Origin of the sequence: Rhodococcus sp. IEGM 1406 (assembly GCF_030056745.1) — a bacterium.
GTDB lineage: Bacteria > Actinomycetota > Actinomycetes > Mycobacteriales > Mycobacteriaceae > Rhodococcus_F > Rhodococcus_F erythropolis.
The window spans coordinates 518,904-531,560 of the sequence record NZ_JASHKO010000001.1 but is presented as its reverse complement, the minus strand read 5'-3'; the positions used below and the strand labels follow the sequence as shown (position 1 = coordinate 531,560).

Sequence of the window (12,657 nt, the reverse complement as noted above, 5' to 3'; positions counted from 1 at the left end):
GGCACGACACAAGTCCGATCGAGGCGCTTTGAGTCGCTGTTCGGACTAGTCCTGTAGCCAATCGGTCAATGGCGCGCGCGGATGATCGATCAGGCTTGCGAACTCCCCCGGGGTCACACCCATCGTGCGACGAAAAGCCGCACCGAACGCGCTTTCGGAACGGAAACCCGTCTTCCTCGATACAAACGAGATGCTTCGACCGAGTGCCAGAAGTTGCATCGCATGATGAGCCCGCAGTCGCATACGCCATTCCGAGAAGGTCAATCCGGTTTCGGCCGGAAACCTTCGTGTGAGGGTCCTCGTACTGACCTTCGCGTCGGTGGCCCACTCCTCGACCGATCGGGTGTCGGCCGGGCTGGCAACCAACTGATCTGCGATCTGCCGAAGCCACGGCGTCGTCGGCAGCGGCACATCGAAAATCAGTCGCGGAACGGGTTCGACGAGGTCGATGGCAAACGCCTCGGCTCGTCGACGAGCCGCGTCGGTCAAGTCGTCTCGGGTGAGGTGATCGAGTACTTGTTCGAGCAGCGGAGGGGTGGACAAGGCCACCACACGATCCAACCCGGTCACATCGGATGCCACCAACCACGTGCACGACAATTCTGTGCCGCTACGCGCCGTCACCTCGTGGGGAACATAGGACGGGATCCACAGACTGACCCCGCTCGGCACCGTGTACACAGTCTCCGGAGTACGGACCTCGAGAACACCGTCGATCGCCCACAGCAATTCGTGATCGCTGTGGCGGTGCATCTCCCACGTGTAGTCGGAGTCGACTGACAGCCGATTGGTCGCCAAACGCAGATACCCGTCGGCACTGACGCGCAGCGGTCGCACGACGCGTTGCCACTCGGACAGCTCGTCGAGCGGGCTGCTGAGCGGGTAGTCGATCTGCTCGCTCACCGCAGCGTCGACAGTTCGGGATGTCCGAACAGGCCAGGTAACCCACCGGTGTGCAGGAAGACCGTTTCTGATCCCGCCGTGATGGCTTTGTCCTTCACGAGTTGGATCAAACCCGCAAAGGCTCGGCCGGTGTACGTCGGGTCGAGGAAGATGCCCTCCGTACGAGCCAAACATCGGATCGCGCCGGCTGATGCTTCCGTGAGCGTCGAATATCCTTGTCCAACTTGGTTTCGCAGGATCTGAAGATCCGCGGCTCGCACGGTCGGACCAGGCATCTCGTCCAATAACCCAGCGAGGGTCGACACTGGATCGGCAACAGCCCCGACATCGACGCCGACAACTCTGTCGACGCCCAGATGCGCGACAAGTCCAGCCATCGTTCCGCCCGATCCGAGTGCAACCACGACGCGTTCCACTCCGGGGAGTTGCTGCTCGATCTCGCGTGCGCAGTCGACGTAACCCTGCGCGGCCACCGCGCTGGTACCACCGAAGGGAATGACAAAAGGAACTCCGCCCGAGTCAGCGACGGCCTGCACCGCGGCGTCGACCGCGGATGCCGTGTCCCCACCGGCCCAGACGATCTCAGCGCCCGCGAGTGCATCCAGAACGAGATTTCCCTGCGCGGATTCCGGCTCGGCACCACCGAGCACCAGCACACAACGCAATCCCAAACGGGCTGCTGAGGATGCAGTCAACCGAGCGTGATTGCTTTGCGGTGCACCGGTAGTGATCAAAGTCGTCGCGCCGACGGCCAAAGCTTGAGCGCAGGTGTACTGCAGCTTTCGGATCTTGTTGCCGCCACCGCCTAGTCCGGTGACATCGTCACGTTTGATCCACAGGTCTTCCGGCCCCAATCCGAGTGCCTTCGCGCAACGCGCCAAAGGTTCGACGGGCGTCGGCCAACTGCCCAGGTTGATCGGCGGAACGTCGGAACTGAACATTCGACGAGTCTAGTTCGACCGTGCACCCACAGTCCGTACTCGAATACAGTCCGTACTCGCATACAGTCGGGACATGGGAACTTTCACGACGACCACACGTGACGTACCGCTGACCGTCAGCCGACCGGATTCGCCGAGTGAACCGAGACATGCGGTAGTAGTTCTCCAAGAAGCGTGGGGCGTGAACCAACACATCGAGAGCATCCTCGAACGCCTCGCCGACGCCGGCTACCTTGCCGTCGCCCCGCATCTCTACCACCGCGGCGCACAGACCTCCTTCACCGACTTCCCGTCCGCGAAGGATGCGCTCATGGCACTCGACAGCACAAGCATCGGCCACGACGTACGTGCCGCTGTCGACTACAGCCGATCCGAGGGAGCAGACAGAGTCGGCTCCCTCGGATTCTGCATGGGCGGCACCGCGTCACTGTGGTGTGCCGCGGTACCCCTCGTCGATTCCGCTGTCACGTACTACGGCGGCGGTGTCGCCGAGGCCCGATGGGACGGAATCGCGGCAGGCACCGAACTTGCAGCGCAACTGCAGGTCCCGTGGCTCGGTCACTACGGCGACCTCGATCCGAGTATCCCGCCGGAGAGCGTCGAGCAATTGCGCGCAACCGCGTCCGATCTCGCCCGGGTGTACCGCTATGCCGACGCCGGCCACGCGTTCAACAACGACACTTCGACCAGCCACTACGCCCCGGATTCTGCTGCCCTCGCCTGGACCCGCACTATGGAGTTCTTCGCCGAAACCCTGTGATTCCCAATGCGAGTCAGGGCACCCGCTTGACCACCGTGCCGGTGATCTCGTCCTGAACCTGTTCAGCCGTTACCGCTCGACTCTGCGCCCGACGTGATCGGGCGAAGTAGTAGATGCCGATCACGGCAAGAACAAACGGCACCCCGAACACCAAGGTCATCTTGAAATCCTCGACCCACAATGTCGTGACGAGGATCGCGACCATGAGGACACCACCCAGTATCGTCCCCACCGGGAAGAACGGAATCGTGAACGAGAGGGTTCGTCCTTCGCTTGCCATCCGCTTGCGAAAGAACCAGTGCGTCACGAAGATCAGCAGCCACGTCGCCATCGCTCCGAACATCGACAACGAGATCATCAACGTGAATGCCTGCTCGGGAAAAAGCACGTAGACGATTGTGGCGACGGCGATACCCGACGTCGAGAGTAACAGGGCGTTGACCGGCGAGCCGTTGGCCCTGACCCTGCCGAGAATGGCCGGCGCGTCACCAGCACGGGAGAGCGAGAACATCATTCGCGAAGACACGTACAACTGACTGTTCATCGCGGACAGCGCGGCAATGATCACCACGAAGTTCAGCACACTGTCTGCGCCCGGAATCTTCACGACCTGCATCACCGTGACGAAAGGGCTTCCGCCGCTCAAGATCTTGTCCATCGGAGCAATTGCCAGAATCAAAGCAAGGGTTGCGATGTAGAAGACGAACAGCCGGACGATCGTCACACGGAACGCCTTCTTCACCGCTACCGCCGGGTTCTCCGCCTCACCGGCCGCAATGGCGATCATCTCGATGCTCAAGTAGCTGAAGATCGATACGATCACGGCAAACCACATGCCGGACAAACCATTCGGAAAGAATCCGCCGCCGGCCGTGTAATTGTGAAATCCGTAGTCCGGGTTCCCGCTACCGAACACGACGTACGCTGCCATCACGATGAACGCCACGATCGCGAAGACCTTGATCGTCGAGAACCAGTACTCCATCGTTCCGAAGGCCTTGACGTTGAACATGTTCACGCCTATCAGCACTCCGGAGAACAACACGATCCACAGCCACGACGGTACGTCGGCGAACCAGAACTGCATGTATTCACCGATCGCGGTGACCTCGGTCCCGACCGCTAGGACGATGCATGACCAGTAGAGATAGCGAACGAGGAAGCCGATCAACGGTCCGACGTAGAACTCTGCGTACGCACCGAACGAACCTGATGTCGCATGTGCGACGGTCATTTCGGCGAGGGCACCCATCAGCAGCAGGGCGATCAACCCGCCGATCGCGTAACTGATGATGACGCTCGGGCCGGCAAATCCGATGGCGAACTTACTGCCGAGGAACAGTCCGGTGCCGATTGCACCGCCGAGCGCGATCATGCTCATCTGCTTGGGGCCGAGTTCGCGTTTGAGACCTGATTCTCGCTGCTGAATGTTTTTGAAATCACTCATGAAAGCTCCTTGCGAAAGGCGGTACCTCCCGGTCCGCGGAAACTTGGAAGAATCAGGTGACTGCGTCGCGCTCGCGGAATTCGGGGCGATCCCAGGACTTGTTCTCGAGGATGTCTCGCAATACGTCGACGGCGTTCCACACGTCGGCGTATCCGAGATAGAGCGGAGTGATACCGAACCTCAGCACTCCGGGTTCGCGGTAGTCACCGATGACGCCCCGCGCGATGAGAGCCTTCATGATGGAATAGCCCTCGGAATGAACAAAACTCACGTGCGAGCCACGACGCTCGTGCTCGCGCGGCGTGATCAACTCCAAACCGTAGGCAGCGCAACGCTCCTCGACGAGGCTGATGAAGAGATCGGCCAGCGCGAGCGACTTGCTGCGGATGTCGGCCATGTCAGCTTTGAGCATGACGTCGAGACCACATTCGACGAGTGACAACGACGTGATGGGTTGAGTACCACTCAGAAACCGTCGTATTCCTGCGCCCGGTTCGTAGGCCGACTCCATCGCGAACGGTCGCGCGTGCCCCCACCACCCGGACAGTGGCTGGATTCCGGTGTTCTGATGGCGACGGTTGACCCAGATGAATGCAGGCGAACCCGGACCACCATTGAGGTACTTGTACGTACACCCGACCGCGAAGTCGGCGTCGGCGCCGCTCAGATCGACAGTGACGGCGCCGGCCGAGTGTGCGAGATCCCAGATCATGAGGGCGCCACGTTCCTGCACTGCTGCAGTGACTTCCGTCATCGCATACAGGTTTCCGGTGCGGTAGTTGACGTGCGACAACATCACTACGGCGGTGTCTGGTCCTACTGCTTCGGTGAGGTCGCCCGGTTGGTCGATCAGGCGTAGTTCGTATCCCTGATCGAGCAGCGAGATGATGCCCTCCGCAATGTAGAGGTCAGTCGGGAAATTGTCGCGCTCGGAGACGATCACCTTCCGGCTGGGATCCTGCGCAGCCGCGATGGACAGTGCGGAGGCCAATGCCTTGAACAGGTTGATCGACGTCGAATCCGTCACTACCACTTCGCCTTCACCTGCTCCCAGCAACGGGGCGAGTTTGTCACCGAGGCGGACCGGGAGGTCGAACCATCCAGCCTCGTTCCAACTGCGAACCAAGCCGTTGCCCCACTCGTCGCCGATTACTCTCGCGGCGCATTCCTGTGCGGCAATGGGACGCGCGCCGAGCGAGTTTCCGTCGAAGTAGAGAATGCCCTCCGGAATCGCGAACTCGCGGCGGAACTCCCTCAGGGGATCCACTGCGTCGGCCTTGACGCAGTCATCCAACGAAAGGGTGGTTGTCGATGTCATGACGATTCTTCTCCTGCATGTGTCGGCGTTGAAAGTGATGAAGGCAGAGTCCGGAGCACGGCGCGTACCGGGCTGGCATCGAGGTCGAGGAACTTCAGCGGCAGTGCGATCAACTCGTAGTAGCCTTCGTCGACCTCGTCGAGGCACAGTCCTTCGAGGATCGCGACGCCACGATCGCTTGCCGCGTGGTGCCCGTCCATGGTCTTGCTGTCCATCGGATCGAACGAGGCGCCGTCGATTCCGATCAGAACGCCCCCGCGGTCGGCGAACCAGTGAGTCAGGTCCGGAGAAACGCCAGCGAAGTCGTTGTCCCACTCGCTCGGGTACTTCGGGTAGGTCCTCAGAATCAGCCGTTGCGGCAGATGGCCGCCGAGTCGCTCCACCGTCTCTTCGACGGGCCTGATGCATGCGGCACCGTCGACCCCCGTCATGTCGACCACCAGTGCTTCGCCGAGATAGGGCTCGAGGGGAACAGAACCGATGGGCGCACCGTCGATGCGGGTGTGCGCCGGCGCATCGGCGTGAGCACCGATATGAGGAGTGGTGGTGATTCGGTTGATGGTGACGGCGTCACTGCCGCCGAGGTCTGACGTGATAGCTCGGGTGAAAGCGGTATCATCTGGCCACACGGGCGTCGATTCGGAGATCGGCGGGCTGATGTCGATCAACCGCGCCCCCGAATCGCCCGTGTGTCGGCCGATCCTCGGAACCATCCGGACCCCTTCGTCGCAACAGTCGACTGTGTCGATCTCGACCGTTTGATAATTCGATGTGTTTGGCAAAAGCTAGGATCATCGACGGGCGCGGTCAATAGATGCTGAATATTTTCGCGACGGCAGGGAGAAATCGGATGATTAGTGCGATCGAACGGGCGGCAGCCGCGGCTCGGCCGAATCATGTTCGGCTCGACGAAGTCGATACAGCGATTCTCCGCGAACTCGTCCGGGATGCGCGCATCCCCAACAATGCACTCGCAGAGAAGGTCGGGATAGCGCCGTCGACCGCTCTGGCGCGGATGCGCGCTCTACGCGAATCGGGCGTCATCAAGGGGTTTCATGCAGACATCGACCTCGAGCTACTCGGCCTCGAGATCTCGGCGATGGTGTCGATTCTGATTCACTCCCACGCCAGGAGCCGGATGACGGAAATTGCCGAGCACCTGAGCGGATTGGATTCCGTTCAGCGAGTGTTCCTGATGAGTGGGGACCGTGATCTCCTGGTGCACGTGTCGTGTGAATCCCCCACTCGGCTTCGCGATTTCGTCAGCGCACACCTCAACGATCCTGCCATCGCCAATACCCAGACCAACCTGATCTTCAGCGAACTGAGTCAAGGCGGCTGAACTGCAGCTGTCGCCAAGGCCGATTCGGTGTACTCTCGTAACCTTCGTCTCCGGACGGAGTACGCGGAGCGCTGATCAATGTCGGAACACAAGCAAATGCAACCCCCGGACTACCACCGATGCCTCGAAACGGTGTTCTCCTCACCCGCCGCATGCCGCGAGATACTGGAAAGACTGTCCAAGATGACGGAGGCAGAAGTCCAATCGCGATGGTCGCCGTGGGTTGACCAGGAACCCCCACCCTTCGGTTCGCATGTCAAGGATCAAGTACCCGCAGAGGTGCAGTTGGCGGCGCTACAAGTCACATACGATTCCCATCGAAAGTCGACTATGGCGCTGTGGCGCCAGTTGTCGGACATCATGGGCATCCCCGTCATGCAGGAAAGCCTCATCGAACTCATCTGGAGTGTGCGTATGACGATCGAGCGGCTCAACAACCGAATCGAGATGCTCGAAAACGCAGCTACACAATCGGGCAAACCTGCTCCTGACGCATGAGATGACTGTGTTCATCCCACTAGAGTCGGACAGCATGTTGCCACGCGGCTTGTCCATGCTCTGGGAGTCGGTGGAGTCGGAAGCCGCTCTGGAGGAGCGATTCGGATTCAACAGCTTTGGCGCAGCCACCCATTGGGTCTCGGCGGTACTCGAGCAGACTTGGGGATTGACGGCCCTCGAGTGCTCGCGAATGGCGATCAGTGACCAGAACGCGATTGTGTGGGTTGCGAGCGACCGAGGTGGGCTGGTGGTGAAGTGGTCGCGCGCCACAGAGCGCTTCGCGAACCTGGAGGCGTCGACGCGCCTGCTGAGCGCACTCGCCGGGCAGGGTGCGCCCGTTCCGTCGCCAATCACGTCCCTGAACGGATTGGACCGGGAAACCCTGCTGGTCCGGGAAATACTGCTGGACCGGGAAACACTGGAAGGGCCTTCGTGCGCAGTGTCGTTCACCGTACTGCCGGAGATGGCGGGAGATTGGTTGGACGTGCAGGACCACGCGGCGGTCCGTTCGGCAGGAGCATGTCTGGCAGAAATACACCGAACGCTCGGCGCCACCCATGTCGACGGATCGGTTTTCTCGTCGCGCAGCACCGGGTTGAAGGAGCGCATCGGTGGTTGGCTCGAGAATTTCGACCGCGGGTTCGCGCCTGATGCAACGCGTAGGCTCGTGGACCTCCTGGCGCGGGTGTCCGAGCTCGATGACCAAACACAACTGGTGCACAACGACTTCCGTGCAGCCAACATCTTGACTCGAAACTCTCGGACCACCGGAGTACTCGACTTCGACGACGTGGTGATCGACCACCGGGTGAGCGACCTGGCCAAGGCAAGCGTCTATCTGGGCACCCTGTTCACCGATTGGCGACCGACACCGATCGCGGTACGGCAGAGCCTGCGCGCCGGCTACGAATCTGTACGTCCCCTCAGCCGATCCGAGACAGAATGGTTCGAGATCCTCGAACTGTGGCACGGCCTGATGGCAATCCCGGGTGAGAACGACACCGCCGGTTGGGCATCAGCGTTGTGACAAAGTGGGGACGCCGGTACCGGCGTCCCCACTTCGCTCTGATCACATCAGGATCCGGCGCGGATCCATTCTTCGAGATGCGGCGCCTCGGTACCGATCGTCGTGCCGTCGCCGTGACCGGTGTGAACCTTGGTCTCGGCGGGGAGCGCGAACAGCTTGTCGCGAATGGACCCGATGATGGTCGGGAAGTCGGAGTACGACCGCCCGGTAGCACCGGGACCACCGGAGAACAAGGTGTCGCCGCTGAACAGTTCCCCCGCCTCGGGCAGGTAGAGGCAGGTCGACCCCGGGGAATGGCCCGGTGTGTGGATGGCCAGAATGTCCGTACCCGCCACAGCAATACGCTGATCATCTTCCAAGCTCAGATGCTTCACCCCGGGGTGAGTCATCTCCCAGAGCACATCGTCGGCCGGGTTCAGGTAGATCGGAGCGTCGAGCTTCTCGGCCAGCTCCGGCGCAACCGTGACGTGATCGTTGTGACCGTGGGTGCAGACGATTCCGATCACCTTGCGTCCGCCGACAGCGTCGATGATCGGCTGCGCGGTGTGAGCTGCGTCGACGATTACCACTTCGTTGTCGTCACCGATCAACCAGATGTTGTTGTCGACGTCCCAGGTTCCGCCGTCGAGGCTGAACGTGCCCGAGGTGACGACGCGATCGACTCGCAATGTCACAGGACCACCACCGAACGGAGGACCTCGCCGCGGTGCATCGTCTCGAAGGCCTTCTCGACCTCGTCGAGCTTGATGCGCTCACTGACGAACTTCTCGAGCGGCAGACGCCCCTGCTGGTACAGGTCGACCAGAACGGGGAAGTCACGCTCGGGCAGGCAATCGCCATACCACGACGACTTGAGGGCTCCGCCGCGCGAGAAGAAGTCCACCAGCGGCATTTCCAGCTTCATGTCCGGCGTCGGAACACCCACCAGCACTACAGTTCCCGCGAGGTCGCGGGCGTAGAACGCCTGCTTCCAGGTCTCCGGGCGACCGACTGCGTCGACAACCACGTCGGCACCGAAACCTCCGGTCAGCTCCTGGACTGCCTCGACGACGTCGTCGACCTCGGTGGCATTGATCGTGTGCGTGGCACCAAGTTCCGTCGCCCACTCCAGCTTTCGCGGATCCCGGTCGATGGCGATGATGGTATTGGCACCGGCCAGGCGTGAACCCATGATCGCTGCGTCGCCGACACCACCACACCCGATCACGGCCACTGAATCACCGCGTCCGACGTTGCCGGTATTCATCGCGGCACCCATGCCGGCCATGACACCGCAACCGAGCAGTCCGACGACGGCCGGATCGGCCGAGGCGTCGACCTTGGTGCACTGGCCTTCGTGAACCAGCGTCTTGTCTGCGAATGCGCCGATGCCGAGTGCCGGCGTCAGTTCGGTGCCGTCTTCGAGCGTCATCTTCTGCTCGGCGTTGAACGTGTCGAAGCAGTACTGCGGGCGGCCACGCTTACACGCACGACACTGCCCGCACACGGCACGCCAGTTGAGCACGACGAAGTCACCCACCTCGACATGAGTGACACCGGGTCCGACGCTCTCGACGATGCCCGACGCCTCGTGCCCGAGCAGGAACGGGTACTCGTCGTTGATTCCGCCGTCGCGGTAGGTCAGGTCGGTGTGGCACACACCGCACGCTGCAATGGCGACCACTACCTCGTTGGCACCGGGATCGGGAATCGTGATGGGGACGATTTCGACGGGGGCACCCTTGGATCGGGCGATGACGCCGCGTACCTGCTGTGGCATGGCTTTGCTCCTGGCTTCGTGCGATTGAGGACGTGTCGTCACATGGCGCCGTGTTTTCACATTGCGATATGTGCACTCGTTGAAAGGTTAGCCCGAAGCAGGTGCCCGCAACCCTGGTCGAACTGACTGACCTACCTGGCCGAAAGGACTAGGGTGCAGGCTTCACGCCGGCCTCCGCGCCCGCGGCGGCCGCCGCACCCCGACTCTCGACGCCCAATTTCCGCAGGACCCCGGCAACATGAAACTTGACTGTGCTCTCGCTGACGCCGAGGCGCTCCGAGATCGCCTTGTTGCGGCGTCCGGCCACCAGATGCTCGAGTACCTCGAACTCCCGCGGAGCCAGTTCGGTGAGGACGTCGCGGTTCGGTAGGGCGACGGGGGCGTCGAGCGGGATGGTTGCGCTGATCCGGTTCCCCCACCCGGGCGTCGACTCGGATTCGACGGTTCCACCCAAAGTCTCTACCCTCGAACGCAATTGGCGTTCAACGTCAACCACGTCGGCTTCGCCGCCGCCGTCGTCGCGAATGTCGATCGAGAGTGAAGCCGCGTCGAGCGTCCAGGCCACCCGGATACGCGAGAGCATCTGCTGATCCGACAGGGCCAAGACCGCGCCGCGGACGACCGCGCGGGCGCCGTGCGCCACTTCACCTGGTAACCCACGCCCGTCGACGGGTGGCTCCACCAACTCCAACGCGATTTCCCGATGCTTGAGCAGCGAACGCAATTCCCCACGCATCCGCGCAAAAGCCGTGGTGGTCGACTCCTCGGCCAACTCGCGGTGCACGTCGACGGCCGAACGCAAGCCGATCAGGGCCGAGGCCGCAGTCTCCCTGGCCGAGGTTCGCGCACGTGTGTCGTCGAGATCGGCCGAGCGCAGCGTCGCCAGCATCGTCTCGAGGGTGGCCGCATGCACCTCCGTCATCTCTGCCACGGTGCGCGCACGCTCGGACGACGCTGCCCGCGACTCGGCGAGATATGCCGGGCTCGCGTTCCGGACCTGGAGCTGAATTCCGGTTGCAGTCACTGCGAACAGTGCCTGGATCAATTCGAGGGATGCTGTCTTCACCGGTACGGGGTGCGGTGTCAAAACGAGAAGCGTATCGGTTCGATCAAGCATCGCAAGCACTTCACGGTCCCGGCCGGCGATAGCGCATTTTCCCCGAAAGATCTGTCCGACAGTGAGATCCGTACGGGTACGGTCGAGTTCGGCGATGGTCACACGATCGACGACGGCTGGATCCCCGGCGACCTTGCGCGGCCTACCGGTGCATTCACGGGTGAAGATCACCAGGGAAGTGTGCGGCGCCATGTCCGCGATCAACGTCGAAAATCGTCGGCCGATTTCGGGTAGTGGTCCCACCAACACGTCTCGAAGGGCGGTGATCAGTAGCGCATTGTCGGTGGTGCTCACCGTTCAACGATAACCATCCGGTTCACTGGTGCAGCGTGGTCTTCATGAGCATCACGTTGTAGTCGGACCAGGTGGTGGCGAGAAAGTATAGGTCCTGCCCCTGTGACCAGGGGTGCATGTACGCGCCGTAGAGTCCCGGAACCTCGTCGGTGCCGATCACTACGTCGGGCGCACTCCACGGGCCGGTCAGGTCCGACGCCGTCCGCAGCACCAGCGCTCCCCACTCGTTGGAGTACATCGCGACGAACTTGCCGAGATAGTTGTTGTACTGCACCGACAGTTCGCTGACGTCCCCGTCGAGAACCACCGCAGCGGCAGCGGGATTGTTGGGGACCCATGCCTTTCCGTCCCAGTATTCGTACGCCGCGACGTCCGCGATGGAGGCTTCCTTGACCCGCGAGAGGCGCCCCTCGCCGAAACGTCCCGCGGGGGTCCCGAAGTTGTAGACGTAACCACCGTCTTTGACGAAGGAACCCATCTGGAAGTTGTCGTTACCCGTCAACGGCAGATTGGGCCGGGACGAAGCCGGTTCGACCTGCCAGGTCTCACCGTTGTCGTGTGAGGACGCGATCTGCGAGAAGTTGGTGACCCACTCGCCCGACCCTCCCCACGAGCGGATCGACATGTAATTGACGTATTGAACGCCGCCCACCGAGATACCCGTCGTCGGAATGCTGCTGGTTTCGACGCCGGTGACTTTCAGACTTCCGATGATCTCGCGCGAGTGATTCGGCCGGTCGGTCGGCGAGGAGTCGATGTTCATGCCGTCGGACAGATTTCCGTCCGAGCTACGGAACAGGACGTTGCTGCGCCAGTCACCGACCACCCCGGAACACAGGGGGTCAGATCCGATTCCGACGGTGTCGCCGAAGGCTGTCAGGACCTGACCTGCGCCGTTGTCCCACATGATGCCGAGATCCGTGCCGAGAACGTTGAACCGCTCGACGGTTTGGTTGGGGCTGAGCGCGCCGGTGATGTACTCGACCGCCGAGGTGCGGCCCTGCAGTTCCGGAAGTTTCCCGTCCGTTCCGTTGAGCCAGGGAATCGGATTGGTCGGCCCACCTGATTGATCCAAGCTGCCGGTGACGTTGCAATCCCACGGGGATGCATGAGCCTGGGTCGCCCCCAAGACCGCGGTCGACGCGAGTACACACGTCACTGCAGCTGTCGATATCTTCCGTATCCGGCGCATCGCTCCCCTTTCGCGGGGGAGATCCGGACTCTACGAGGTGTCTTGCTCGACCGGATCGG

13 protein-coding genes are annotated in these 12,657 nt (G+C 61.9%); 4 read left to right on the top strand and 9 right to left on the bottom strand.

Going from position 1 to position 12,657, the window contains the following annotated elements; genetic code table 11:
* Positions 1–45 precede the first annotated feature (45 nt).
* Together QM596_RS02495 and QM596_RS02490 are read right to left on the bottom strand one after the other, a co-directional pair.
* The gene (locus QM596_RS02495; protein ID WP_283308005.1) at positions 46–903 is read right to left on the bottom strand and encodes a helix-turn-helix transcriptional regulator; all 858 of its coding nucleotides are present in this window, start codon (positions 901–903) and stop codon (positions 46–48) included.
* Complete coding sequence (locus tag QM596_RS02490; RefSeq protein ID WP_283308004.1) at positions 900–1,844, bottom strand: D-cysteine desulfhydrase family protein; 945 nt, start codon at positions 1,842–1,844, stop codon at positions 900–902. Before QM596_RS02490 ends, QM596_RS02495 begins: the two co-directional genes overlap by 4 nt.
* 73 nt (positions 1,845–1,917) lie before the next feature.
* Here QM596_RS02490 and QM596_RS02485 point away from each other — a divergent pair, with 73 nt between their 5' ends.
* Positions 1,918–2,604 carry a dienelactone hydrolase family protein gene (locus QM596_RS02485; protein WP_069145454.1) on the top strand — a complete coding sequence of 229 codons (687 nt, stop codon included), beginning with the start codon at positions 1,918–1,920 and terminating at the stop codon, positions 2,602–2,604.
* A gap of 13 nt (positions 2,605–2,617) precedes the next feature.
* Here QM596_RS02485 and QM596_RS02480 read toward each other — a convergent pair whose 3' ends face one another.
* Genes QM596_RS02480 through QM596_RS02470 form a run of 3 tightly spaced genes read right to left on the bottom strand, consistent with a single transcriptional unit; the run spans position 2,618 to position 6,082 of the window.
* Positions 2,618–4,051: an amino acid permease gene (locus QM596_RS02480; RefSeq protein ID WP_283308003.1), complete on the bottom strand. Its 1,434-nt coding sequence runs from the start codon at positions 4,049–4,051 to the stop codon at positions 2,618–2,620.
* 52 nt (positions 4,052–4,103) lie between these two features.
* On the bottom strand, positions 4,104–5,369 hold the full coding sequence (kynU, locus tag QM596_RS02475) for a kynureninase (protein ID WP_283308002.1): 1,266 nt from the start codon (positions 5,367–5,369) through the stop codon (positions 4,104–4,106).
* Positions 5,366–6,082: a cyclase family protein gene (locus QM596_RS02470; RefSeq protein WP_283308001.1), complete on the bottom strand. Its 717-nt coding sequence runs from the start codon at positions 6,080–6,082 to the stop codon at positions 5,366–5,368. The genes kynU and QM596_RS02470 overlap by 4 nt, the downstream gene beginning before the upstream one ends.
* Before the next feature lie 137 nt (positions 6,083–6,219).
* On the opposite strand from QM596_RS02470, the gene QM596_RS02465 reads away from it, so the two are divergent.
* The 3 genes from QM596_RS02465 (at position 6,220) to QM596_RS02455 (ending at position 8,236) form a co-directional block, all read left to right on the top strand.
* The gene (locus QM596_RS02465; RefSeq protein ID WP_283308000.1) at positions 6,220–6,711 is read left to right on the top strand and encodes an Lrp/AsnC family transcriptional regulator; all 492 of its coding nucleotides are present in this window, start codon (positions 6,220–6,222) and stop codon (positions 6,709–6,711) included.
* A gap of 183 nt (positions 6,712–6,894) precedes the next feature.
* A complete protein-coding gene (locus tag QM596_RS02460; RefSeq protein ID WP_283307999.1) occupies positions 6,895–7,209 on the top strand; it encodes a hypothetical protein in 315 nt (104 codons plus the stop codon).
* Between the two features lie 34 nt (positions 7,210–7,243).
* Complete coding sequence (locus QM596_RS02455; protein ID WP_283307998.1) at positions 7,244–8,236, top strand: phosphotransferase enzyme family protein; 993 nt, start codon at positions 7,244–7,246, stop codon at positions 8,234–8,236.
* 47 nt (positions 8,237–8,283) lie between these two features.
* Here the strand turns inward: QM596_RS02455 and QM596_RS02450 are convergent, their stop codons facing one another.
* The 4 genes from QM596_RS02450 to QM596_RS02435 form a co-directional block, all read right to left on the bottom strand.
* Positions 8,284–8,910: an MBL fold metallo-hydrolase gene (locus QM596_RS02450; protein ID WP_007730862.1), complete on the bottom strand. Its 627-nt coding sequence runs from the start codon at positions 8,908–8,910 to the stop codon at positions 8,284–8,286.
* Positions 8,907–9,995, bottom strand: coding sequence for an S-(hydroxymethyl)mycothiol dehydrogenase (locus QM596_RS02445; RefSeq protein WP_007730860.1), 1,089 nt, complete (start codon positions 9,993–9,995; stop codon positions 8,907–8,909). Before QM596_RS02445 ends, QM596_RS02450 begins: the two co-directional genes overlap by 4 nt.
* Before the next feature lie 148 nt (positions 9,996–10,143).
* A complete protein-coding gene (locus QM596_RS02440) occupies positions 10,144–11,406 on the bottom strand; it encodes a helix-turn-helix transcriptional regulator (protein WP_047889011.1) in 1,263 nt (420 codons plus the stop codon).
* 22 nt (positions 11,407–11,428) lie between these two features.
* The gene (locus QM596_RS02435) at positions 11,429–12,598 is read right to left on the bottom strand and encodes a glycoside hydrolase family 183 protein (RefSeq protein WP_133727237.1); all 1,170 of its coding nucleotides are present in this window, start codon (positions 12,596–12,598) and stop codon (positions 11,429–11,431) included.
* Positions 12,599–12,657 lie beyond the last annotated feature (59 nt).

Excerpts from the sequence above, each read along its gene's own strand:
- QM596_RS02490 (WP_283308004.1), bottom strand. The coding sequence starts at position 1,844 with ATGTTCAGTTCCGACGTTCCGCCGATCAACCTGGGCAGTTGGCCGACG.
- QM596_RS02485 (WP_069145454.1), top strand. The coding sequence starts at position 1,918 with ATGGGAACTTTCACGACGACCACACGTGACGTACCGCTGACCGTCAGC.
- QM596_RS02480 (WP_283308003.1), bottom strand. The coding sequence starts at position 4,051 with ATGAGTGATTTCAAAAACATTCAGCAGCGAGAATCAGGTCTCAAACGC.
- kynU (WP_283308002.1), bottom strand. The coding sequence starts at position 5,369 with ATGACATCGACAACCACCCTTTCGTTGGATGACTGCGTCAAGGCCGAC.
- QM596_RS02470 (WP_283308001.1), bottom strand. The coding sequence starts at position 6,082 with ATGGTTCCGAGGATCGGCCGACACACGGGCGATTCGGGGGCGCGGTTG.
- QM596_RS02465 (WP_283308000.1), top strand. The coding sequence starts at position 6,220 with ATGATTAGTGCGATCGAACGGGCGGCAGCCGCGGCTCGGCCGAATCAT.
- QM596_RS02460 (WP_283307999.1), top strand. The coding sequence starts at position 6,895 with ATGACGGAGGCAGAAGTCCAATCGCGATGGTCGCCGTGGGTTGACCAG.
- QM596_RS02455 (WP_283307998.1), top strand. The coding sequence starts at position 7,244 with ATGTTGCCACGCGGCTTGTCCATGCTCTGGGAGTCGGTGGAGTCGGAA.
- QM596_RS02445 (WP_007730860.1), bottom strand. The coding sequence starts at position 9,995 with ATGCCACAGCAGGTACGCGGCGTCATCGCCCGATCCAAGGGTGCCCCC.
- QM596_RS02435 (WP_133727237.1), bottom strand. The coding sequence starts at position 12,598 with ATGCGCCGGATACGGAAGATATCGACAGCTGCAGTGACGTGTGTACTC.